We start from the raw sequence: 22,725 nt of genomic DNA on the forward strand, positions 1-22,725 counted from the left end.
CAACGGCCCGGCGCAAACGCCAATAGGGTTGTTAGCCCGCCTGTTGCAGCGACGGGAACCGGGTCACGATACGGTAGGCATCCGGCTGCGACAGTAGGGCACGAACAGCGGCATTATTAAGGCCGTGACCGGCGCGGATTCCTTCAAACCTGCCAAGAATGGGCATACCCAGGACATACAGGTCGCCGATGGCGTCCAGCGCCTTGTGACGCACGAATTCGTCGGCGAAGCGCAGACCCTCGGCGTTCAGCACGCGGTCACCGTCGATAACGATGGCGTTGTCCATCGAGCCGCCGCGGGCCAGACCGGCCGCCCGCAGAGCCTCGACGCCTTCGACGAAGCCGAAGGTGCGCGCCGCCGCCAGTTCGGTGCGGAAGCTCTCTTCGGTCACGACCAGCTCGATCTCCTGATGGCCGATGACAGCGTTCGGGAAGTCGATCTCGAAGCGCATTTCGAAGCGGTCGGCCGGATAGAAGGCCGCGCGCTTGTCGCCTTCGACGACCACGACGGGCTTGAGAATTTCGATGACCTGCTGCGGCAGGGCCTGACGGCGGAACCCGGCCTGATCGAGCAGTTGCACGAAGGGCAGCGCCGAACCGTCCATGATCGGCACTTCCGGGCCGTCCATCTCGATCAGGGCATTGTCGACACCCAGCGCCGACAGGGCGGCCATCAAGTGCTCGATGGTCGAGACCGAGACGCCTTCGGCATTGGTGATGACGGTGCCCAGGCGGGTCTGCGTGACCAGATCGGCGCGCGCAGGCACGCGGTTGTCGCGATCGGTGATGTCGGTGCGCACGAAGACGATGCCCGTCCCGCCGGACGCCGGACGCACGGACAGGCGCACACGTTGACCGGTGTGCAGGCCGACGCCCGCGCAGATGGCGGGAACGGCGATCGTATGTTCGTGATGGTCAGGCGACATGAAACGCATAAACCCAAAAGTTGACGCGCGGAAAGGTTTCCGCTCACGTCAGTTTATACGCCCCCGCCCCCCCGCGCCTCAACTAAACATGAATTACCGTTTGTAACGCCATGATTAACGCGGTTCGACTCTGCGGACCAAGCCCCTGACTCCTTTAGACTCTGCACGACTCCGGCGCACAAGAAAAAGCCCGGCGATAGGCCGGGCTTTCTTTAAGCGTTGCTGTCCTTCTCAGTTCGCGAGGCGGCGAAGAAAGGAGGGGATTTCAAGATCATCCTCCGCTTCCATGCCCGGCAGGACGTCCGACTTGGTGGCCGGTTGCGGTGCCGGTTGCGGCGCGGCGGCGTAAGGCGACTGCGTCGGAGCCGACGGCTGACGATATTCGGGCTGGCGATAGTCCGGGGCCTGGGCCACCGGCGCATCGTTGCGCTTGGGGAACAGGCCGCGCCACAGGCCGCCTCGGTCGTCTTCGCGCGGCGACTGGACCGCCGGACGCGCCGGCTCAGGGGCGCGCTGCGTGCCGTAACCGGCGACCGGGCGCTGCGGAATTTCGCGCTGGGCCGGCTGCGGCGCAGGCTGCATGGCCGGAATGTCGAAATCGTCTTCGACCGACGGATCGACGATCTTGGCGATGATGCGGGGCTCCTCGGCGACCGGCGCGGGAGCCGGTTGCGGCGTGGAAATGGCGGGCTGAGGGCGGACTTCCGGCTGGATCGTCGCCTGAACCACCGGCTGCGGCACCGCCTCGGTCACGACGGGCGCAGGGGCCGGTTGCGGCGCGGGCTGAGGGGCCTGTGCCGCGGGTTGCACCGGTTGAGGCTGACCCGGACGACCCGGGGTGATGTAGACCGACTGACGCGGCGCGGTGGAAGTCGACTGCGGCAGCGGCGGCTGTTGCTGAGCCGCAGCCGAATCCATGCCGGTCGCCACGACCGACACGCGCAGCTTACCCTCCAGCGACGGATCGAAGGCCGCGCCGAAGATGATATTGGCGTCCGGATCGACCTCCGACGAAATGGCGTTGGCCGCTTCGTCGACTTCGAGCAGAGTCATGTCGAGGCCGCCAGTGACGTTGACCAGCACGGCCTTGGCGCCCTTGAGCGAGGTTTCATCCAGCAGCGGGTTGGCGATGGCGTTCTGGGCGGCCTGAAGCGCACGATCGTCGCCCGAAGCTTCACCCGTGCCCATCATGGCCTTGCCCATTTCGGACATGACCGAGCGCACGTCAGCGAAGTCGAGGTTGATCAGGCCCGGCAGCACCATCAGGTCGGTAATGGAGCGCACGCCCGAATGCAGCACCTGATCGGCCATGCCAAAGGCTTCGGCGAAGGTGGTACGCTCATTGGCGATACGGAACAGGTTCTGGTTCGGAATGACGATCAGCGTATCGACATAGCGTTGCAGCTCGGCGATGCCGGCATCGGCCAGACGCATACGATGGCGGCCTTCGAACATGAAGGGCTTGGTCACCACGCCGACGGTCAGGATGCCGCGCTCACGCGCCGTCTTGGCGATGATCGGAGCCGCGCCAGTGCCGGTGCCGCCGCCCATGCCGGCGGTGATGAAGACCATGTGCGCGCCTTCGAGGTGCTCGCTGATCTCATGCGCGGACTCTTCGGCGGCGGTCATGCCGACTTCCGGGTGCGCGCCCGCCCCCAGGCCTTGAGTCAGCGACACGCCCAATTGAACGCGGCGATCGGTCTTGGCGAACTGGAGCTGTTGCGCATCGGTATTGGCGACAACGAACTCAACACCTTCGAGGCCCGCCTCGATCATGTTGTTGACGGCATTGCCGCCGGCCCCACCGACGCCGAACACGACGATGCGGGGCTTCAATTCGGTGGCGCGCGGCGCCGAGAGATGTATAGCCATGTGATCAGACCAACCTTCCGTGACCCTGTCCGGGCGTCCTTGCTTCCCGTCCAATTTCGACCTTGGCGCGTTTCTGAAATGCGCTCCGCAAGCATCGAGCATGAGACATCGAATATGCTTAATGAATAGTTACCCGATAACTTGAGTCGCGCTGTTTTGAAGGCCTTTTCGCGATAAATTTTAACAAAAGTTACCGATTGATGAATTTCTGACTCAAGGCGGGAATCCCGCACACCCGGTTTGAGCGAAAAAAGCCTCATTTACGGCAGGTTATGCACAGGAGGTTAATCGGGAATCAGGAATCCTTACCCCGACATTAACACACGCGACATGCACGCAGATACCGCAGAAACACAGACGGGGCCCCCGAAGGCGCCCCGTCAAAGTTGTGGATTTTTTTGCGCTGCAGCGCTTCGCGGCCTACAGATTCTGCTTCAGCCAGTCCACGACACGGCTTACGACGTGTCCCTTGGCGGCGCTGGGGGCGTCCTTGGGCGACAGGCGGGCGGTCATGATCTTGCGCGCCGGCACCACATCGCGCGGGCCGTAAAGCGTGCGTAAAATCACCCCGGCGCAGGCGGCGAAGGCAGGGCCGGCGGCGGCGTCGGCCAGATGCGGCACGCGCTTGGGCTTGCCCAGACGCACCGGGCGGTCGAACACGCGCACGGCCAGCTCACGCACACCGGCCAGTTGCGACGCGCCGCCGGTCAGCACGATGCCTGCACCCGGATCGATGAGGCAGCCGGAGGCTTTCAGCTTTTCGCGCAGCAGTTCGAAGGTTTCCTCGACGCGCGGCGCGATAATCCCCTTGAGGATCGAGCGCGGCACGGAGATCGGCGGCGCGCCGGCATCGTCGCCGCGCGGCGGGGCTTCGACCATTTCACGGTCTTCGTTGGACGAGGCAATGGCCGATCCGTGCAGCGTCTTGACGCGCTCGGCCCCGGCCAGAGTCGTCGACAGGCCGCGGGCGATGTCGGCGGTGACGTGACTGCCGCCGACGTTCAGGCAATCGACATGGACCAGCGCGCCGCCATAGAAGACGGCCGCCGTGGTGCACGACGCGCCCATATCGATGCAGATGCAGCCCAGTTCCTTTTCGTCCTCTTCCAGCGCGGCGACCGCGGCGGCCAGCGGTGCCGAGACGATGGCCTGCACCTCAAGGTGCGCCATGCCGACGCACTGCATGATATTGTTGAAGACGTTCTCGTCGATAGTGACGACCAGCAGTTCAAGACCCAGGGTGCGGCCCGTCAGGTTGCGCGGGTCGCGCACGCCGTTGTGGCCGTCCACGGCCCAACTCACCGGCAACAGGTGGATGGGACGGCGGTTGGGGAAGCGCACCTGCGCCAGCCCCGAAGCGATGGCGCGGTTGAGATCGTCGTCGGAAATCGGCTTCACGCCGACCGACACCTGAGCGAAGACGCGGTGCGAGGCGGTCTGCGCGCCCGGCACCGAAACGCGCACGCCCTGCACCGAGACATTGGCCATGGCCTCGGCGCGCTCGACCGCCTGAGCGATGGCGGTGGCGGCAGCTTCCATATCGATGATATTGCCGGCGCGAACGCCGCGCGACTGCACGAAACCGACGCCGGCGACGCGGATCGAATGGTCGGCGCTGCGCACGCCGTCTGGCTTCATGATGAAACAGCCGATCTTCGACGCACCGAGGTCCAGCGAAGCGACGACGCCCGGCGTCACTGCCATCAGGCCGTTCTGACGTGCGGCGGGCTCGGCGTGGCGGCCTTCCTTGGCCAGTTTGCGATCTTCAAGACGAGACATATATTTCGGCCTAAGATACGGGGACGGTTTCGAACGGTTTGACGACCAGAGCGTTGGGGTCGCGCAGGTCGATGACCGCCAGGCCCTGATCGAGGACGCGCTGCTGGCTGATCAGCACGTCGAGGCGGTTGAGGGCCTCGTCCTGATCCAGCGCCGGCAGCTTGATAATGGTGTTGTTCTTCAGACGGATATCCCAGCGACGCGTATCGACGCGCACCAGGGCCCAGACCTTCGACATCAGTTCCGGGCGGGCCTGCATCAGACGCAGGATGTCGGCGCTGGTCGCATTGGCCTCTTCGCCCACCACCAGCGGCAGATCGATGAAATTGCCCGAACGCGCTTCGGGGATGACCTTGCCCGTATCGTCGATGACGTAGGTCTTGTTCTGGTACTGCCACACGGCCAGACGCGGGCGCTCGGTGACGGTGATGATCAGTTGATCCGGCAACTGACGGCGCACGACCGCCGACTTGACCCAACCGACGCTCTCGACATCGGTCTTGACCTTGTTCAGGTCCATGAGGGCCAGCGGCTGACCGCGCTCGAAGCGCAGCGCCTTGCGGATGTCTTCACGGGCGACGTCCGACACGCCCTGAAGGCGGACGTTCTGCAGATTGATGCCGATGGAAGCGATACGAGCGTCGGTAAAGCTGACCACACCGCTGCGCAGGGTTTCCGCACGGCCACCGGTGAGCAGGAATACGGCCATCAGGCCCGCCGCGCCGACAAGGCCCAGCCACGCCGTCAACTCGTTCGGCATGGCGACGCCACCGATCAGGGCGAATTTTCCGGCTTCGGCCTTGCGTCCACCGCGCGCGCGCGACGGCGCGTTGCGGGGCGATGCTTTCGACGCCGGGGCCGCTTGACGGCGCCCGCCTCTGACGACGGCTGGCATATTCTGTCCTCGTGATCGTCTGGCCTCTGGGGCCGGGTGACTCTTCAGCCGCCCGTTACACGGGCCCTGCCGACGCCGGCTCTTCGAACCGGACGGTGGGCGCAAACGCAGGAGGCTGAGGGGACCAATAGACCGCAACAACCTTAACGATCCGCTAACGAAGTCGTCACGAAGCCAGTTTTCGTTAGGCATATTTACGGGATTGTCACGCAGAACGTCGCCCGTATCGCCGCTTGCCCGCTCGCATATCGTAATGTATGGATAAGGTCATGAAAATGTTTGCTTTCATCGCTGTCCGCATCCGAGCCTGAGCCGGACTTCAGGCCCGCCTCTTGATGGACATTTTGCGCGGAATGGTCGCATTGCGCCGCCGCACGCCCTTTCTGAAAGCTTAACATGACTCCCATTTCCAACCGCGCCCTCAGCGATGCGCAGGTAAACCATTTCATTCATCAGGGCTTCGTGCGCCTCGACGAAGCCTTCCCTGAGGCTCTAGCCGAACAGGGTCGCCGCATCCTGTGGCAGGCCACCGGCTGCGATCCAAACCGGCCCGAAACCTGGACCCGACCCGTCGTCCGGCTGGGGCATTTTTCCGGCGCGCCCTTTGCCGAAGCGGCCAATACGCCGGGCCTGCACGCTACCTTCGATCAACTGGTCGGCCCCGGTCGCTGGCAACCGCAGGGCGGGCTGGGCACGTTTCCGGTGCGCTTCCCCTCTCCCGACGATCCGGGCGACACCGGCTGGCACATCGACGTCAGCTTCGGCACAGAAAATCCGGATTTCCTGCAGTGGCGGGCCAATATCCAGTCCAAAGGCCGCGCCTTGCTGATGCTGTTTCTGTTCTCGGATGTGGGCGAGGCCGACGCGCCGACTCGCATCCGCGCAGGTTCGCACCTCGGCATAGCAAGACGACTGGCCCCGGCGGGTGAAGCCGGTTTGACATTGGGCGAACTGGCGGCCACGGGCTTTGCGGAATCAGCCGGATGCGAGGAAGTGCTGGCGACAGGACCGGCAGGCACGGTCTATCTGTGCCACCCCTTCCTTGTCCATTCGGCTCAACCTCACCGGGGCACGCAACCACGCTTTATGGCCCAGCCGCCACTCCTGCCGACGGTTCGGCTGAACGCCGACGGCCCCTCACCCGTCGAACGGGCGATTGCGCTGGCGCTTGGGTAAACAAAAGGCCCGTGCAGAACGCACGGGCCTTTTTCGTTTCAGAGGAAGGCGTTTATGCGCCTTCCTTGACCTCCGGCACCACCGTTTCCGGCAGGGATTGCGGGTCGGGGTCGTCGGTCGTCGGCACGGCCAGACGCGTGGTGTTTTCGATCAGGATGCCGGTATCCTCGTCACGGACGATCTCTTCGCCGCGCAGCACCTTCTCGATCTCTTCGCCGGTCAGGGTTTCGACCTCCAGCAGGGTCTTGGCCAGACGGTGCAGACCGTCGAGGTTTTCGGTCAGAATGCGCTTGGCGTCGTCATAGCCGCCCTTGACCAGACGCTTGACTTCGCTGTCGATCATCTGAGCGGTGGTTTCCGACGTATCGCGGCCCAATGCGCCGTATTCGTCTTCGCCCTGCTTGTAATCGACGAAACCCAGTTCGTCCGAATAGCCCCAGCGGGTAACCATCGCCTTGGCCAGACGGGTCGCCTGCTGGATGTCCGAAGACGCGCCCGACGTGACCTGCTCCTTGCCGAAGATGATTTCTTCGGCCACGCGGCCCGCCATCAGAATGGCCAGTCGCGAGGTCATCTGGACATAGTTCTGCGAATAGCGGTCGCCTTCGGGCAACTGCATCACCATACCCAGCGCACGACCGCGCGGGATGATGGTCGCCTTGTGCACCGGGTCGGCCTGGGGTGTCTTGAGCGCGACGATAGCGTGACCGCCTTCGTGATAGGCGGTGTTCTTCTTTTCCTGTTCGGACATGGCCATGGACTTGCGCTCGGCGCCCATCAGCACCTTGTCCTTGGCGTCTTCGAAGTCCTTCATCGTGACCAGCTTGCGGTCCTTGCGCGCCGCCATCAGAGCGGCCTCGTTGACCAGATTGGCCAGATCGGCACCCGAGAAGCCCGGCGTGCCGCGCGCGACGACCTTCACATCAACATCGACGGCCAGCGGCACATTGCGCATGTGGACGCGCAGAATGGCTTCGCGACCGGTCAGGTCGGGATTGGGCACATTGACCTGACGGTCGAAACGGCCCGGACGCAGCAGAGCCGAGTCCAGCACGTCCGGACGGTTGGTCGCGGCGATGATAATGATGCCTTCCTGCGCCTCGAAGCCGTCCATCTCGACCAGAAGCTGGTTGAGGGTCTGCTCGCGCTCGTCATTGCCGCCGCCGTGACCCGCGCCGCGATGGCGACCGACGGCGTCGATTTCGTCGATGAAGATGATGCAGGGGGCATTCTTTTTGGCCTGTTCGAACATGTCGCGGACACGCGACGCGCCCACACCGACGAACATTTCCACGAAGTCCGAACCCGAAATCGAAAAGAAGGGCACGCCCGCTTCACCCGCCACAGCGCGCGCCAGCATGGTCTTACCCGTGCCCGGAGGACCGACCAGCAGCGCGCCCTTGGGGATCTTGCCGCCCAGTTTCTGGAACTTGGTCGGGTCTTTCAGGAAGTCCACGACCTCCTGCAATTCTTCCTTGGCCTCGTCCACGCCCGCCACTTCGGCGAAGGTGACGCGGTTCTTGTGCTCGGTCAAAAGGCGGGCCTTCGACTTGCCGAAGCCCATGGCCCCACGGCCGCCGCCCTGCATCTGGCGCATGAAGAACAGCCACAGACCGATGATCAGGATGATCGGCAGAAGACCCGACAGCAACGACACCAGGAAGGGCGTTGTGACGGTCTTCATATTGACCTTCACATTCTTTGAATCGAGCCAGTCGGCGGTGTCGCTGTTCGGATAGGGAATGACGACCTTGTGCTTCTGCTTGGCCGAGTCGGTGACCACGGCCTGATCGCGGTCGATGTCCGCGGACACGATCTGTCCGGCATTGACCTGTTCCTTGAGCACGGAATAGCTCATTTCCTTCGGGGCAGACTGATACGGGTTTTTGCCGACGACGGCATAGCCGACCAACAGTACCGCCAGCAGAATCCCGACAATCGTCAGAGCACGAAAATTCATAAGTTTCCTCACAAGCAGCCGGATGGCTGCGGGTCTCGAAAGCGGCCCGAAGCCGCCTGTTCCTCGAACCTATATAGTAGGCTCTTTAACGCTACGCTACCGGCTGCACATAGTAAAACTAAGGATCGATCGCTTCGGCCTCATTGCGGATGAGACCCAGCGCCGCCCGCAACCGGTTGCGCGTGACATCCTGCAATTCCCCTGCCGCGAACAGGCGGACCGCGTCCCCCTGTTTCAGCAGGGGCAAGGCCGCGCGCACAGCGGGCGGCAAGGCCCTGATCCGGGTCTGATCCTCCGGGGACAGACGGCTCATATGCCCCTTCGCCGGCACGATGTCGCCGCAAAGCGCATAAGCGGGCAATCGGAATCGTCCGTCCCATATGTCGCAGATTCGCGAAGGGTGTGCGCCATTGCGGGTCATGTCGCCCGGCTCGCGGCAGATCAGCCAGCCCTCGCCTACCGTTTCGACACGCGCCCCGCAGAGGGTGAAGCGCGTGCGGCCTTCGCGTGCACCATCAATGATGCGCTCGATTTCGCTTTGGCGCGGCAGCTTCTCGCCGCCTCCGGCGCAGACGATCAGGGCCGAGAGAATGTCAGAGGATGGTAGTGTGGGGACGTAGACGTAAGCCCCCTCCGGCGGGACTTCGCCCGCCCCCTCCCCCGTTTCGCTGCGCTCACAAGGGAGGAGAGAAACATCCTCCTCCCCTGCATTAGCGGGGGAGGTGTCGCGGCGATAGTCCGCGACGGAGGGGGCAATCCCTTGTTGCCGCACCCTTGCGCGCAGATAGGCCGGATTGGCATTGGCCGGATCGTCGACATAGGCCACGCCCGCGGCGGTCAGCCACTCGCGCAATAGCCCCCGCCCGATGCCCAGCAAGGGGCGCAGATAGAACATCCCCTCCCCCTGCGGCCAGAAGGGCGCGGGTGACCACCGTTTCGGCGCGCCGACCGTCGAGCCCTCCGCGCGCATGGCGGCGGATTCCGTTACGTCGTCAGCATTGTGCCCCAGACAGAGGACGCCGATGCCTTTGGCCCGCGCCCCCTCAAGGATAAGGTAATGCCGCGCCCGGCGCGCCGCCGCCTGCAACCCCGCCTTCGGCTTGTCGCCGTGCCAGCGCAGCACCGTCACCGGCAGACCGATCGTCCGCCCCAGCGCCTCGACGTCGCGCGTCCATCCGGTGCTCAGCGGATGGATGCCGTGATCGACGGTGAAAACCTCCAGCGGACGCTGCCCCCACAACCACAGCAGCAGCAGCAGGGCAACCGAATCCCCGCCGCCGGATACGGCCACACCGACAGGGCGATCCGCGGGACCGTTCAGATAGTCGGAAAAAAGCGAAAGGCTTGCGGCAATGTCCGGAAAGTCCTCCAGAACCGCCGCAAGCCTCGATTTCAGTTCGCCGGAAATTAAGCGCACTTGCCCTTGGTCGCCAGCGCCTTGGCCTGCGACTTGATGGCCGCCGAAGCGCCCGTGGCGTAACGCTTGTTAAACTCAGCCAGCGCCACGCAGGACTTGGCGGCGTCGGTCTGCGACAAAGCCGTGGCCAGCTTCACCGTGGCTTCGGGGGCCCAGGTCGTCTTGGGCCAGCCCTTGAGCGAGGTGGCGTAGGCCGCGACCGAACCCGATACGTCGCCCTTGACGGTGCGAATCTGGCCCAGACGGAACCAGGCCTCCGCCGACTGCGGCGCGGCGCCCCACTTGGTGGTGAATTCGGTGAAGGCGCGCTCGGCGTCGTCCATATTGCCGTTGGTCAGCAGGTCATAGGCCTGATTGAAGTCGCCTTCGGCCGTGCCGGTGGTCGGCGGCGGGGGCGGCGGGCCGGCCAGGGCGGCATCGACGTCGTTCAGATGCGCTTCGACCAGATCGAGGCGCTGAATCAGCGTGCCGATGCGCGCTTCGAGGCCGACGATCTTTTCGTTGGCCTGACGGGCGGCAAAGCCCGACTCTTCGACCTGCGACGTCAGTTGCGTGATCTGCTGCGCTTGCTCGTCGACCTTGCGCGACAGGATTTCCACCGTAGCCTGAAGCGCCACGACTTCCGGATCCGGCTCGATCAAGGCGGGCGGCCCGGCATTCTTGCCGGTCTTGCCTTCATAATTGGTGATGGCGCGCTCCAGCTTGCGCACATTGCGATCCAGACGCTCCAGACGCTTCTTGTCCCATTCTACCGGTGGCGACTTGTCGTCGGCCTCGTCCTGATCGATGGAGAAGAGCTGGGCATGGGCAGGCGCCGGAGCGACCATGCTCAGGGAGGCGGCCGTCGCGACGACGATTGTCAGGGCGGAAAGAGTGGCCTTTAAACTCTGGCGGGTCATGCGTGTCCTGAAAACCTGTTTGGGCGCGTGCTCAAATACCTGACGAGAGCGCCTAAGATGTCAACCATTTTTGTGACGATCTCTACCATAGGCAGGCAGTCCGGCGAAATTAAGACGCCGGCTGTGACCTCATAATCGCGCGCCACAAAGAAAAACCCCCGCCTTTCGGGACGGGGGTTCTGGCTTACTTCGCCGCGGTCAGCTTGTCGTTCTGGACCCAGCCGACATTGTCGTTGTCGTCCATGACTTCCCACCACATGCCGTCCTTGTTGCCGGTCGGATAGAGAACGAGGTCCTTGGGCAGGGCGCGGATCATCTTTCCCGTCGTCGCCGGGGTGGCGCGCAGGCTGGTCGGGGTCATGACCGTGAACGAACGCTGCGGCGCTGCGGCCTTGCCGCCGATGTCCAGCCCGCCCATTTCCTGCACCATGTTGGTGTAGGTGACGATAAAGGCCTGCGTCACGATGCGGCCGATCTCGGTGTCTTCATAACCGCCGCCGACCGCGCCGGCAAAGCCGACGCCGCCACCGACGCCCCAGGTCAGGTCGTTCTTGGCCGCGCTGCCTTCGAACGCGTTCGATTCCGAGGTGCGTACGTCGGTCAGCGACAGGATGGTGTTGGCTTCGAGCTTCTTGGTGCGGAAGCCGCCGATGACCGCGCCGGCGCGACCGCCGACCATGCCTCCGATCAGGCCCGCAGCGCCGCCACCGCCCGTATTGGAATCCGCCGCCGCAACTTCGGCCACCAGCACGAAGTCCGCCGCCTTGATCTGGTTCTTGCCGACATTCGAACCGGCCTGAAGACCGATGCCCGCTGCCAGATCGCGTTCCTTCTGCGCCGCGTTCATGCCCGCACCGCGATCGACCAGCGAGAAGCAGCCCGACTTCTGCACGATGACGCGCAGCAGCTTTTGCGGCGGCGCAAGGTTGTTCTGCGCCCAGCCGCGCTCATCGTCACCGTTGACGATCGAAATGCTGCCCAGCTTCTTCGAGCATTTCGGAATACCGTCCATCATGCTGTTCTGGGTTTGCTGAACCTTGGACGGCTTGGCCGTCTGGGCCATGCCCGCCGACGGCACGACTAAGGCCGCCAGAGCAACGGCACTAATAAACTTGTGCATATCATAACCCCCTTGGATGTGATGTCCGGATAGTGTTCCTGTGATGGTCATTCGCCGCGACCGGGTACGCTTGACAACGCGCTGAACGCGGATGCGACACTCTGCCCCTGCGATAGCAGGCCCTATCGGTCGCGGCAAGTCTGAGGTCCGCCCCTCACCTGTTCACGGCATGAAAAAAAGGGCTCGGCGAACCGAACCCTTTCATTTTCAGCCTTATGCCGAAACGCTTATTGCGCGCCTTCGATCAGGGCGGTGTGAGCGTTACGGTTCTGCGCCCAGGCTTCCTCATCCGTACCGGTCGAGAGCGGGTTTTCCTTACCGTAGGAGATGGTCGAGATGCGCGACGGCACCACGCCCTTCGAGGTCAGGTACTGCGAGACGGCCTCGGCGCGACGGGCACCCAGAGCGAAGTTGTACTCGCGCGTGCCGCGCTCGTCGGCATTGCCTTCGATGCGGACCTTTACGGCCGGATAGCGGACGAGCCACGCGGCTTGTTTGTCGAGGATCGCCTTGGCGTCTTCACGCACCGACGACTGGTCGAGGTCGAAGAAGACGCGGTCGCCGACGTTAACGACGAAGTCCTGTTGCGAACCCGGCACCGGACCCGACGGCGGCAGCGGCGTGGTGTCGGCCTTAGGCGGCGTGTAGGGGGTCGGCGTCGGGGTCGGTTGTTCGGTCACCGCGGGCGGGGGCGTGACAACCTCTTCCTTCTTACCGGCGCAGGCGGCCACCGACAGGGTGACGAAGGTCACCAGAGCGAGTTTGAATACGGTTTTGGTCATCGAAAACCCCTTGTGCGTAACGTTTGTAAAGTGAAAGGAAACGGCGAGCCATTTCCGGGAAAGATGAATGGTCCTACTTTTCCGTCTCGAAACGGATTTGTCAAACCCTGAAACCACATTTAGTTACGATATGTAACAATCGTGTGGCAAAGATGTTGCGTTGCAGCGACCAAATGCTTCAAGAGCATTGTTGTGCCAAACATGGCACGCGTAAAATTAGAATATGGGTCCACAAAAATCAGTTTTTGATAGGCTGACTTTGAAAGACGGGACCCGGCGTAACGACAGGTCCGGCAACCCCTTACTTAGGCACTTACTTCAGGCGCGGGGACCACGCCGGGTCAGATGCGCCGCCGGAATACGGCACTGCGCGCTCGATACGGCCCGAGGCCTCCACCATCCACAGCGACGGCATGGCGCCCGGCGGTTCCCGGAAGAACATGATATAGCGGCCGTTCGGGGCCCAGGTCGGGCCTTCTTCGAGGTAGGACGAGGTCAGGAGCTTCTCATTGCCGCCACCGGCATCCATCACGCCGATGGAGAAGCGCCCGCCCGTCTGCTTGGTGAAGGCGATCTTGTCACCCTTGGGGCTGAAGACCGGCGTCGAATAGACGCCGCCGCCGAAAGAGATACGGCGCACGCCGGAGCCATCGGCGTTCATGGCGTAGATCTGCGGCGAGCCGCCCCGGTCGGAATTGAACACGATGGTCGATCCGTCGGGCGAGAAGGACGGCGAGGTGTCAATGCCCGGATCGGAGGTCACGCGGCGCGTGGCGCGCGACCGCAGGTCCATCACATAGATGTCGGTATTGCCGCCCTGCGCCACCGAATAGGCCAGCTTGGTCCCGTCGGGCGAAAAGCGCGGCGCGAAGACCATGCCCTTGATCTGGCCCACCGCTTCCTGACGGCCGGTTTCAATATTGAAGACGTAGATGCGCGCCGAATCTTCACGCAGCACCATATAGGCCACCTCCTGCGAGTCGGCGGAGAAGCGCGGCGTCATCACCTTGTACGACCCGTCGGTCAGATAGGATGGATTGGCCCCGTCCTGATCCATGATGGCCAGACGCTTGATCCGTTTGCCGCGCGCGCCGCTTTCGGCGACGAAGACGATGCGGGTGTCGAAATAGCCCTCTTCGCCGGTCAGCTTTTCATAGATGGCGTCGGCGATCTTGTGCGCGATGCGACGCCAGTTTTCCGGCGTCGCCGTCACCGACTGCCCCAGCAACTGCTTTTCGGAGAAGACGTCCCACAGGCGGAAATCGACCTGCAGACGGCCTGCGGCATCGACGCGCGCCACGCCGTTGGCCAAAGCCTGAGCATTGATCGTCTTCCAGCTGGCGAAGGTCGGGGTGGCGTCGATGCCGACGCTTTGCTCGATGAAGGCGTTGGGATCGATCGGCTTGAAGAAGCCCGAACGCTCAAGGTCGGCCATGACCACCTTGGTGATCTTGTCGCCCAGATCGGAACCGCTCGCCTCGATGTCGATGGCGATGGGCAGCGGGGCGATGACGCCTTCATTGACCTCGGCGCGGATCGGCGCCTGAGCGAAGGCGGCTAGGGGCGCACCCGCGGCTGCGAGCAGAGTCCCCAGAAGGATGGCCCAATGTCTTGGATTCAATTTAAAGGATCGCATGGTTCGCTTCCTCTTATGGTTAGGCACCGGCGCAGGCCTTCTGCGCGTTGAAGGTGATTTCCAACGGTTGATTATACAGCCCGTCGGGCAAGTTGTCGTACAGTTCACCCTTTTTGACGGCGGCCTGCGCGCGACCGGCGGCGGCCTGCCACACAGGGTCGTTGCGCGGGTTCTCCCACTCCGGCCCCTTGATTACGCGGCCATTGGGCGAAATGGTGAAGGCGATAACGGCGCGGACCTGATTGCCGCCCGGCACGTCGCAGTTGGGCGACCACAGGCGTTGCAGCTTGGCCGTCAGGGCATTGAGCGCCGGTCCCGTATCTGCCGCCGCACTGCCGCGTTGCGAGGAGCCGTCGGTCGGGGTCTTCGTCGGGCGCGAGGGCGTGCGCGTGTTCGACTTGGGCGGCGAAGACTGCATCTGCGACAGCGAGTCGAGGTCGAGCGTCTGGGGCTTCGGCTTCTGCGCGCCCTTGGGGTCGGGCTTCTTCGGCGTCGGCTTGACCGGCTCCGGCTTCTTCGGCTCGGGCTTTTTGGTTTCCTTCTTCACCTCCGGCACCGGCTGTTTGGGCGCGGGCGGCGTCGGCACAGGCTCAGGCGCGGGCGTCGGAACGGGCTCCGGCGGCGCAGGCTCCGGGATCGGCTCAAGCACCGCCGCGTCGTCCTTGGGCGCGGCGGCCATCGAGCGTTCCGGGATTTCGGCCACGATCTCCACCGGCACCGACACCACCGGTTTGGCGTCCGGCAGGGTGTTCCAGTTGAGGAAGGCGAGCGCCAGCACGCCCGCGTGCAGGAGAAGCGAACCGATAAGGGCGCGACCCATCTTCATGGTTACGGCGCCGCCTCCCCGGCGGCCGGCGGCGTTCCGGTCTTGCCGAGGTTCTCGGTCAGGAGGTTGATCTTGGTGAAGCCTGAGGTCGACAGTCGCGCCATCACCTTGGCCACCGTCTCATAGGGCGCGGCCCCTTCGGCGCGCACATAGATCGGCTTGGAGGTGTCGTTGTCGGTCATCGCCATCAGGCGCGGCGTCAACTGGTCAAAGCTGGCCGCGTCATCCATGACGTAGAGCGAACCGTCGCGCTGGATCGACACGGTGATCGGATCGCCCTCGTCTTTCAGCGCGGCGGCCTCGGTCTTGGGCAGCTCGATCTTGATGCCGGAGGTCAGGAGCGGCGCCGAGATCATGAATATGATCAGCAGCACCAGCATGACGTCGACCATCGGGGTGACGTTGATTTCGGCCAGAGCCCCGCGCCGTGCCCTGCGTCTGCCGCGGCGGCGTCCACCGCCTGCGCCTGCATTACCCATTGCCATCTGCGTACCCCTTACCGGCCGGCCAGCTTGCCGCCGAGGCGACCGGTGATCGACACCATCAATTCGTCGGCAAAGCCTTCGAGGCGGCCCACGAAGCGGGCGACCTTGGCGTTATAGAGGTTGAAGAAGATATAGGCCGGAATAGCCGCGCCGAGGCCGATGGCCGTGGCGAACAGGGCTTCCGAAATCGCCGGAGCGACGGTGGCGAGGTTGGTGTCGCCCTGCGAGGCGATGGCCGAAAAGGCGTTCATGATGCCCCACACCGTGCCGAACAGGCCGATGAAGGGTGAGGCCGTGGCCACGACCGCCAACATGCTCAGCCCGTCTTCCATGGCGTCGGCTTCGGACGAGATGACGTGGTTCAGTTCGCGATCGACGCGCGACAAAAGCAGGTCGCCTTCGGGCGCGGAAATAGCCTTGCCCTTGTATTCGCCCCAGGCGGAGGTCACCGTCACCAGCAGCTTCGGGAAGGGCGCGGTCGGCTGAGAGCCGTGCTTGGCGGCGATGTCTTCAAGCGCGCGGCCCGACGACAGCTCGGCTTCGAAGCCGGCGGCCTCCTTGTTCAGCTTCGACAGCTTGAAGCCCTTTTCGATGATGATGGCCCACGACCACAGCGAACCGAGCGCCAGAAGGAGCATCACGCCCTTCACGACCCAGTCGGCCCGCAGGAACAGGTCGATAAAGCTGAGTGACTCGGCGGCGTGGGCGGCTTCCATGAACAACTCCTGAGGCAATAATTTAGCGGTCGGGCCGGGTGTTGGCCCTAGCTTAACCATGCCCTCAAATTTTTAAAGGCGCAAAATAAAGGTTTTCGGGCGGGCCATCCCCTGCCCACAGGCTTTCATCCTGCCATGGGTTTAGCGACATTAATGTGGCGGCCGGCGCATAAAATTCCGGAAAAACCGGAATGGAGGCCAGCGTCACTCTGAGACTGACGACGAAGCCACAGACGTATCCGATTGCGGGAACCTTATCTCGATGCTCACGGTCGCAAAGACAGGCGCGAGAAAGGTCAATGCGATCCACACCATCAGCCATTTCAGAGTTGGCCAGTCCTTGCGACTATAGACATGGAATACGACACCGCCGGCGGTAATAAGGTAAGCCCAGCAAGCAAGGCTAACGGGATATTCCTCACCTCTGATAGCTTGTCCGATCAAGCCACACAGACCTGCAACGATGACCGCGCCCAAATTAAAGAGAAGGGCCAGAACAAGAGGAGGCAGAACCTTCTTCATGACCTACTCGAACAAATCCCCGGTCGACGGCGCAATCGAGCCATTGGCCGGCGGATTGAGCCCCAGATGCGTATAGGCCCGCGCGCAGGCCATCCGCCCGCGCGGCGTGCGTTGGATGAAGCCCTGCTGCATCAGGTAGGGCTCGATCATGTCCTCCACCGCGTCGCGCGCCTCGGCAATAGCGGCGGCGATGGTCTCAAGCCCCACGGGACCACCATTATAGTTCTCGATCATGGCGGCCAGATAGCGTCGGTCGAGCTGATCCAGCCCCTGAGGATCGACCTCCAGCCGCGCCAGCGCTCGCGAAGCAACTTGTCTGTCGATGATCTCCGCCCCTTCGGCGGTGGCGAAGTCGCGCACCCGGCGCAACAGCCGCCCGGCCACGCGCGGCGTCCCGCGCGAGCGCGAGGCGATCTCGAAGGCGCCGTCCTCGCTCATCGCCGCACCCATCTTGCGCCCGGTGCCCATCACCACGCGCACCAGTTCTTCGGGCGTATAGAATTCCAGCCGCAGCGGAATACCGAAGCGGTCGCGCAGCGGCTGCGACAAAAGCCCCGCCCGCGTCGTCGCCCCCACCAGCGTGAACGGCACCAGATCGATGCGCACTGTGCGCGCCGCCGGGCCGTCGCCGATGATCAGGTCCAGCACGTAATCTTCCATGGCCGGATAGAGGATTTCCTCGACCTGCGGGCTCAGGCGATGGATTTCGTCGATGAACAGCACGTCGTTCGGTTCGAGGTTCGACAAAATAGCCGCCAGATCGCCCGCCTTGGCCAGCATAGGGCCGGAGGTGGCGCGGAAACCGACCTTGAGTTCCTTGGCCACGATCTGCGCCAGCGTGGTCTTGCCCAGACCCGGCGGGCCGTAGAACAACACGTGGTCCAGCGCTTCCTTGCGCACGGCGGCAGCCTGCACGAAGACCTTGAGATTGGCCTTGAGCGGCGCCTGTCCGACGAAGTCATCGAAGCTCTGCGGCCGCAGGGCGCGGTCGGAGGCAAAGGCCTCGACCTCGTCGTCGGTCGGTTCGCCGGAAATGATACGCGCCATAACTCTTCCTCTTGTCGCGCGGCTTGCCCCAAAACCGCTTTACACTTTTGGGGCCGCGCTTACTTGCCTATCAGTTTCAGCGACGCCCGGATCACCGCCGCCAGTTCGGCTTCGGGGCCCAGTTCCTTCACCGCCGCTTCGACGGCCTGACGCGACTGCACCTCCGGTATGCCCAGCCCCATCAGGGCCGCGACGCTTTCGCCGTTGATGCTGGGGGTCGCCGCGGTAGAGGCCAGAACCGCGCCGGGGGCCATCGGCACAAAGGCCTCCCCGACCGCCAGCGCCTTGCCCTTCAACTCGATGACGATGCGTTGCGCCAGCTTGGGACCGACGCCATTGGCCTTGTTGACCTTCGTCTTGTCCTCATTGGCGACGGCGACGGCCAGTTCGTGCGGCGTCAGTATGTCGAGCACCGACAGCGCCGCCTTCGGCCCCACGCCCTGCACGGTCAGCAATTGCTGAAACGTCTTGCGCTCGTCTTTCGAGAGGAAGCCGTAGAGCCGCGTGCCGTCCTCGCGCGTCTGGCTTTCGATGTGCAGAATCGTTTCCTGACCGTTGCCGGGCAGATTGGCCAGGGTGCGCACCCCGCATTTGACGATATAGCCGACGCCCATGACCTCGATCACCGCTTCGTCGTCTTCGATTTCCAACAGGATACCGCGCAAACGTCCGATCATGCCGCTGCCTCTTTGGTGAGAATTCTATGCTTACGCTTGTGTGCGTGGGTCACCGCCACGGCCAGCGCGTCGGCCATGTCCGCCGTGAGGCCGTTTTCCGCGGTCGCCGCGCGCGGCAGCAGACGCTTGATCATGAACAGAATCTGCGCCTTGTCGGCGCGCCCGGCCCCCACCACCGACTTTTTGACATCGAGGGCGGCGTATTCGGCGACGCTTAAACCCGCCTGCGCCGGGGCGAGCATGGCGGCGGCGCGCGCATGGCCCAGCTTCAGCGTCGAAGACGGGTTCATATTGACGAAGGTTTCTTCGATGGCCGACTCGTGCGGGCGGTATTCGGCGATCACCTTCCCCAGTTCCTCGAACAGATAGAGCAGGCGCACCGCCAGTTCGGCTTTTTCGTCGGGCAGGATGACCCCGTGCGCGACCCAGTTCAGCCGCGCCCCTTCGACGTCGATAACGCCCCACCCAAGGCGGCGCAGGCCGGGGTCCAGACCGATAATGCGAATCCTGTTGTTCTGCATTCGTTCAGCATTACCCGTTCGCCGTTCACCGCGCAATCGGCAATTCTTGCCGCTTTGATTGGACTGATTTTAGAACCACGGAAAACACGGAAAGCACTGAAAAGGAGAATTTGGCCAAGACATCACCCCACAGCACACACCTGATGCCGATTAAAATTTCAGTGTCGCGGGTTCCGTGCTTTCCGTGTTTTCCGCGTTTAATCCCTTTCTTCATCACACCAAACCGTGGCCTGAAACCTGCAATACGTGACAAAATGCGGCCAAAATCGGGCATTCGGGTGCAAACTGGCACAGCCAACACCAAGGAACCGATTGTCAAGGCCGCGCGCTTGGGGTTAAGCTTTGTCAACGGACGGTTAATGGGGGTTATGGAGATGGCGGCACACAAGGGACATTCCCGCGCCAATGCAAGCCTGTTCATCGGCATCGTTATCGCCGCCGCCGGCGCGATGGCCTTTGCCCTGATCAACGGCAGCGCGCCGCTGACCGCCGGACTGTATCTGCCCGACTGGATCGACTGGGTGCGCATCGCTCCGTCTATGTCCGGCCTGCTGGCGCTGGGCCTGGTCGGGTTGCTGGTCGGCGTGGTCGGCACGATCGTCAGCCTGATGGCCCCGGCCCGCAAAAAGCCCGTCAGACGCGCCGAAGCCATCGCCTCGGCCTCGGTGGCCGAAATCGCGCCGGATATTCTGCAAAAGCCGGCCCCGGCAGCGCCCGCCGTGCCGCAACTGGTCGCCGACAATACGCGCAAGGCCTCGCTGCGCTTTGAAACCCCCATCGCCGCAGCGCCGCCGATCATGCCGGAGCCCGCGCCCGAAGTCGCAGCGCCTGCCGAACCCCAGCCAAGCGCCGAAATCATCCCCTTCCGCGCCGAACCGGCCCTCGCCGAAGCCCCGGAAGCGGCCCCTGAGAGCGTCGAAGCGGTAGAAACCGTCGAAGTGGCGGTCGCCTCTGCCGATCCTATCGCCGCGGCCCTGCTGCACGACGGTCCCGAAGCGCGCACCGCGCCGGACGCCGCCTCCGACATCAATGCCGTCATCCACTCGGCCATGCGCTTTATCGACCGTCCCGATCCGGCCTCGGTGACCAGCGTCGAGGAAGTCCACGCCGTCCGCGCGGAAGAGACCCATTCCGACGCCCCGCCGCGCGTCGTCAAACCCGAACTGACGCTTGAAGAGCCGGTGCGCTCGACGGCCGAGTACAAGGCCCTGTCCGAGGCCCTATCATTAACCGACGACGGCACGCTGCTCGACTCGGTGGTGCTGGAAGCCGCACCTGAATCCCTGCCCCCTGAGCCCGTGCCCGTCATTGAGCCAGTGGCAGGCATCGTTTCTGAACCCGTCGCCGAGACGCTTTCCGGGACTTTGGCCGAACCGGTGGCGATGGCCGAAGCCGATCCGGAAATCCCGGCCGATCCGCAGGCCGAGATCGGTCGCGCCCTGACGGCGGCCCTGGCCCACTGGCCCGACGCCACCCGCGACATCGCCGAGGGCGAACTGCGCGTGCGCCTGGGCCAGCTCTATCACGACAGCGCCCTGCAAAGCCGCGAAGCCTTTGCCCGCATCACCAGCGGCGACCTGAATGGCGGCGCGGCGGTGATCGCTCAGGAAGCTCAGGCCTTTGCCAACGCCCGCCTGCCGGAAAAGGCGGCCGAGCTGTGGCGCGTCTACGGTGCGCTGCATATGGGCCGCGACGACACGGCGGCCATGCACGCCTATGAGCAGGTGTCGGCGCTCGACACCGCCGACGGCAATATCCACATGTACCTCGTTCACCGCTACCGCATGGCCGAGGACAAGGCGAAGCTGCTGCCGGTGCTCGGCCGTGCGCTGGGCGTGGTCGGCGACCGCGACACGCGCCTCGACCTGCTGACGCAATATGCCGACCTGACGCAGGCCGGCGGGCATCTCAACCACACGGCGCAGGCGCTGGAGGAGCTGAGCCGTATCCGCGGCGAGCTGTCCGCCGAAGACCCCGACAACCTGCAAAAGCGTTCGGCTCTGGCCATTGCGCTGGCCAAGCAGGCGCAGGTGCGCGAACTGATGGGCGAAGGCCCCAAGGCCGCGCCGCTGTACCAGCACGCCCACCGCGTCTTCGCCGAACTGTCGGCGCGCGTGCCTGACCATGCGGGGCTCAAGGCCATGGCCGAAAACGCCCGGCGCGACGCCGAACGCTTAAGCGCGTAACTATTGCGGGCCGCTCTCAGACCGTTACACTTGCGGAGTAACCCGTGAGATTCGCCCATGCCCGCCCTGCCCCCCGGTCTGATCACCGTCCTGCTGCTGATCGGCTCCAATATCTTCATGACCTTCGCCTGGTACGGTCACCTCAAGGTCAAGCATGAGAAGCTGTGGGTGATCATTCTGGTCAGTTGGGGCATCGCCTTTTTCGAATACTGCCTGATGGTGCCGGCCAACCGCATCGGCTACGGCGTGTTTTCCGCCGCCCAGCTCAAGACCATTCAGGAGGTCGTCACCCTGTCGGTCTTCGTGCTGTTTTCGGTCTTCTATCTGGGCGAAGCGATCCGCTGGACCCATATTGTCGGCTTCACCCTGATCGCACTGGGTGCCGGGTTTATCTTCTATAAGGGCTAGATGAGCCATCCCCTCGACCGTCCCGTCCGGAGCGCACTCATTTCCGGCTGGCGAGCCTTTGCCGAGGCCAGCGACGTCTGCACCCACCCCGACCACCGCGGGCGTGGCCAGTCTGCCGGGCTGATGCGTGAGGTCATGACGTGCATGATGAGGCGCGGCGAAACGCCCCTTCTCCACTCCTATGCGGGGAATCATGCGGCGATCGGGCTCTACAAAGGCCTCGTTTTCATCGGCGACAGACCGTCTTCGCCACCATCCCGCGCCCTGTGGCTGAGTGATGCCGGGAAGCGACAACAGGACAGGCTTGGTATTCTAAGGCTTTGACTCGGACGGCATCTGTGCCAGTATAGGCGTTAACCATATTTTAGCGGCCGTATTTCGAGGGACTGGTATGAAACGCGCATTGGTGATCATGGGGGGTGTTGCGCTGGCGGGGGGCCTGTCGGCCTGCGATCCCGGTCCCCGTTACGACTATGTCGATGCGCGTACCCAGGCGCAGCGGGCCGAGGCCTGCGTGGCGCAGTTCGAGCCGACCGGTCAGGCGCCCCAGGTCATGACCTACGATTCGCAGAGCAAGACCGAAGTCCACATGAATCAGGACGGTAAGCTGGTCACCGTGACCGCGCAAAACAAACCCGATTCCACCTCGCTCGGCATGGAAGGCAAGGTCGGCGGTTCGCGCCCGGCCACCTGCACCGACGCCAGCGTGGCCCGCGGCCGCACCGACTACCCCAAGGACCCGCCCAAGAATAGCTGGTGGTGGAAAAAATAGGTCACGACTCCGGACCCCGTTAACAAAGGCGCGTGGCGTAAAGGCCGCGCGCCTTTGTTATTTCTTATTTCTAAGTGCTTTTTTATATATCCGGCGTGCATAAA

The 22,725-nt window shown here is 63.7% G+C and carries 23 protein-coding genes; 5 read left to right on the forward strand and 18 right to left on the reverse strand.

Annotation, left to right across the window (positions count from 1 at the left end; translation table 11 throughout):
* Window positions 1-31: 31 nt before the first annotated feature.
* The 4 genes from lpxC to LH365_RS10345 all read right to left on the reverse strand — a co-directional run bounded on the left by lpxC (window position 32) and on the right by LH365_RS10345 (window position 5,471).
* Complete coding sequence (gene lpxC / locus LH365_RS10330) at window positions 32-925, reverse strand: UDP-3-O-acyl-N-acetylglucosamine deacetylase (protein WP_226743552.1); 894 nt, start codon at window positions 923-925, stop codon at window positions 32-34.
* 231 nt (window positions 926-1,156) lie between these two features.
* Window positions 1,157-2,797, reverse strand: coding sequence for a cell division protein FtsZ (ftsZ, locus tag LH365_RS10335; protein WP_226743553.1), 1,641 nt, complete (start codon window positions 2,795-2,797; stop codon window positions 1,157-1,159).
* Window positions 2,798-3,217: 420 nt separating this feature from the next.
* On the reverse strand, window positions 3,218-4,576 hold the full coding sequence (gene ftsA, locus LH365_RS10340; protein WP_226743554.1) for a cell division protein FtsA: 1,359 nt from the start codon (window positions 4,574-4,576) through the stop codon (window positions 3,218-3,220).
* Between the two features lie 10 nt (window positions 4,577-4,586).
* A complete protein-coding gene (locus LH365_RS10345; RefSeq protein ID WP_226743555.1) occupies window positions 4,587-5,471 on the reverse strand; it encodes a cell division protein FtsQ/DivIB in 885 nt (294 codons plus the stop codon).
* 396 nt (window positions 5,472-5,867) lie between these two features.
* Here LH365_RS10345 and LH365_RS10350 point away from each other — a divergent pair, with 396 nt between their 5' ends.
* Complete coding sequence (locus tag LH365_RS10350; RefSeq protein WP_226743556.1) at window positions 5,868-6,647, forward strand: phytanoyl-CoA dioxygenase family protein; 780 nt, start codon at window positions 5,868-5,870, stop codon at window positions 6,645-6,647.
* 52 nt (window positions 6,648-6,699) lie between these two features.
* On the opposite strand, the gene ftsH is transcribed toward LH365_RS10350, so the two are convergent.
* The 14 genes from ftsH to LH365_RS10420 form a co-directional block, all read right to left on the reverse strand.
* On the reverse strand, window positions 6,700-8,607 hold the full coding sequence (ftsH, locus tag LH365_RS10355; RefSeq protein WP_226743557.1) for an ATP-dependent zinc metalloprotease FtsH: 1,908 nt from the start codon (window positions 8,605-8,607) through the stop codon (window positions 6,700-6,702).
* Window positions 8,608-8,725: 118 nt separating this feature from the next.
* Window positions 8,726-10,024: a tRNA lysidine(34) synthetase TilS gene (tilS, locus tag LH365_RS10360; protein WP_226743558.1), complete on the reverse strand. Its 1,299-nt coding sequence runs from the start codon at window positions 10,022-10,024 to the stop codon at window positions 8,726-8,728.
* Window positions 10,015-10,923, reverse strand: a complete 909-nt coding sequence (locus LH365_RS10365) for a tetratricopeptide repeat protein (protein ID WP_226743559.1) — start codon at window positions 10,921-10,923, stop codon at window positions 10,015-10,017. Before LH365_RS10365 ends, tilS begins: the two co-directional genes overlap by 10 nt.
* A 184-nt stretch (window positions 10,924-11,107) precedes the next feature.
* Window positions 11,108-12,043 carry a CsgG/HfaB family protein gene (locus tag LH365_RS10370; RefSeq protein WP_226743560.1) on the reverse strand — a complete coding sequence of 312 codons (936 nt, stop codon included), beginning with the start codon at window positions 12,041-12,043 and terminating at the stop codon, window positions 11,108-11,110.
* A 227-nt stretch (window positions 12,044-12,270) separates the two neighbouring features.
* Window positions 12,271-12,825, reverse strand: a complete 555-nt coding sequence (gene pal / locus LH365_RS10375) for a peptidoglycan-associated lipoprotein Pal (RefSeq protein ID WP_226743561.1) — start codon at window positions 12,823-12,825, stop codon at window positions 12,271-12,273.
* 313 nt (window positions 12,826-13,138) lie between these two features.
* The gene (gene tolB, locus LH365_RS10380; protein WP_226743562.1) at window positions 13,139-14,461 is read right to left on the reverse strand and encodes a Tol-Pal system beta propeller repeat protein TolB; all 1,323 of its coding nucleotides are present in this window, start codon (window positions 14,459-14,461) and stop codon (window positions 13,139-13,141) included.
* A gap of 19 nt (window positions 14,462-14,480) precedes the next feature.
* Window positions 14,481-15,287 (reverse strand): hypothetical protein, encoded by an 807-nt coding sequence (locus LH365_RS10385; protein ID WP_226743563.1) that lies wholly within the window; start codon window positions 15,285-15,287, stop codon window positions 14,481-14,483.
* Between the two features lie 2 nt (window positions 15,288-15,289).
* Entirely contained in the window at window positions 15,290-15,772 is a 483-nt protein-coding gene (locus LH365_RS10390; protein WP_226743564.1) for an ExbD/TolR family protein, read from the reverse strand.
* Window positions 15,773-15,783: 11 nt separating this feature from the next.
* Complete coding sequence (locus tag LH365_RS10395) at window positions 15,784-16,488, reverse strand: MotA/TolQ/ExbB proton channel family protein (protein WP_226743565.1); 705 nt, start codon at window positions 16,486-16,488, stop codon at window positions 15,784-15,786.
* A 64-nt stretch (window positions 16,489-16,552) separates the two neighbouring features.
* A complete protein-coding gene (locus LH365_RS10400) occupies window positions 16,553-16,810 on the reverse strand; it encodes a hypothetical protein (protein ID WP_226743566.1) in 258 nt (85 codons plus the stop codon).
* Window positions 16,811-17,013: 203 nt separating this feature from the next.
* On the reverse strand, window positions 17,014-18,057 hold the full coding sequence (gene ruvB, locus LH365_RS10405; RefSeq protein ID WP_226743567.1) for a Holliday junction branch migration DNA helicase RuvB: 1,044 nt from the start codon (window positions 18,055-18,057) through the stop codon (window positions 17,014-17,016).
* 59 nt (window positions 18,058-18,116) lie between these two features.
* Window positions 18,117-18,734, reverse strand: a complete 618-nt coding sequence (gene ruvA / locus LH365_RS10410; RefSeq protein ID WP_226743568.1) for a Holliday junction branch migration protein RuvA — start codon at window positions 18,732-18,734, stop codon at window positions 18,117-18,119.
* Entirely contained in the window at window positions 18,731-19,255 is a 525-nt protein-coding gene (gene ruvC, locus LH365_RS10415; protein WP_226743569.1) for a crossover junction endodeoxyribonuclease RuvC, read from the reverse strand. Before ruvC ends, ruvA begins: the two co-directional genes overlap by 4 nt.
* A 25-nt stretch (window positions 19,256-19,280) precedes the next feature.
* Window positions 19,281-19,643: a hypothetical protein gene (locus LH365_RS10420; protein WP_226743570.1), complete on the reverse strand. Its 363-nt coding sequence runs from the start codon at window positions 19,641-19,643 to the stop codon at window positions 19,281-19,283.
* Here LH365_RS10420 and LH365_RS10425 point away from each other — a divergent pair.
* The 4 genes from LH365_RS10425 (at window position 19,630) to LH365_RS10440 (ending at window position 22,621) form a co-directional block, all read left to right on the forward strand.
* Entirely contained in the window at window positions 19,630-21,441 is a 1,812-nt protein-coding gene (locus tag LH365_RS10425) for a hypothetical protein (RefSeq protein ID WP_226743571.1), read from the forward strand. The genes LH365_RS10420 and LH365_RS10425 overlap by 14 nt on opposite strands.
* Window positions 21,442-21,498: 57 nt before the next feature.
* Entirely contained in the window at window positions 21,499-21,849 is a 351-nt protein-coding gene (locus tag LH365_RS10430) for a DMT family protein (protein WP_226743572.1), read from the forward strand.
* Window positions 21,850-22,173 (forward strand): GNAT family N-acetyltransferase, encoded by a 324-nt coding sequence (locus LH365_RS18750; protein ID WP_226743573.1) that lies wholly within the window; start codon window positions 21,850-21,852, stop codon window positions 22,171-22,173. It begins immediately after the preceding gene.
* Window positions 22,174-22,240: 67 nt separating this feature from the next.
* Window positions 22,241-22,621 carry a hypothetical protein gene (locus LH365_RS10440; protein WP_226743574.1) on the forward strand — a complete coding sequence of 127 codons (381 nt, stop codon included), beginning with the start codon at window positions 22,241-22,243 and terminating at the stop codon, window positions 22,619-22,621.
* Window positions 22,622-22,725 lie beyond the last annotated feature (104 nt).

This window comes from Asticcacaulis sp. AND118, from assembly GCF_020535245.1.
In the GTDB taxonomy this organism is placed as follows: domain Bacteria; phylum Pseudomonadota; class Alphaproteobacteria; order Caulobacterales; family Caulobacteraceae; genus Asticcacaulis.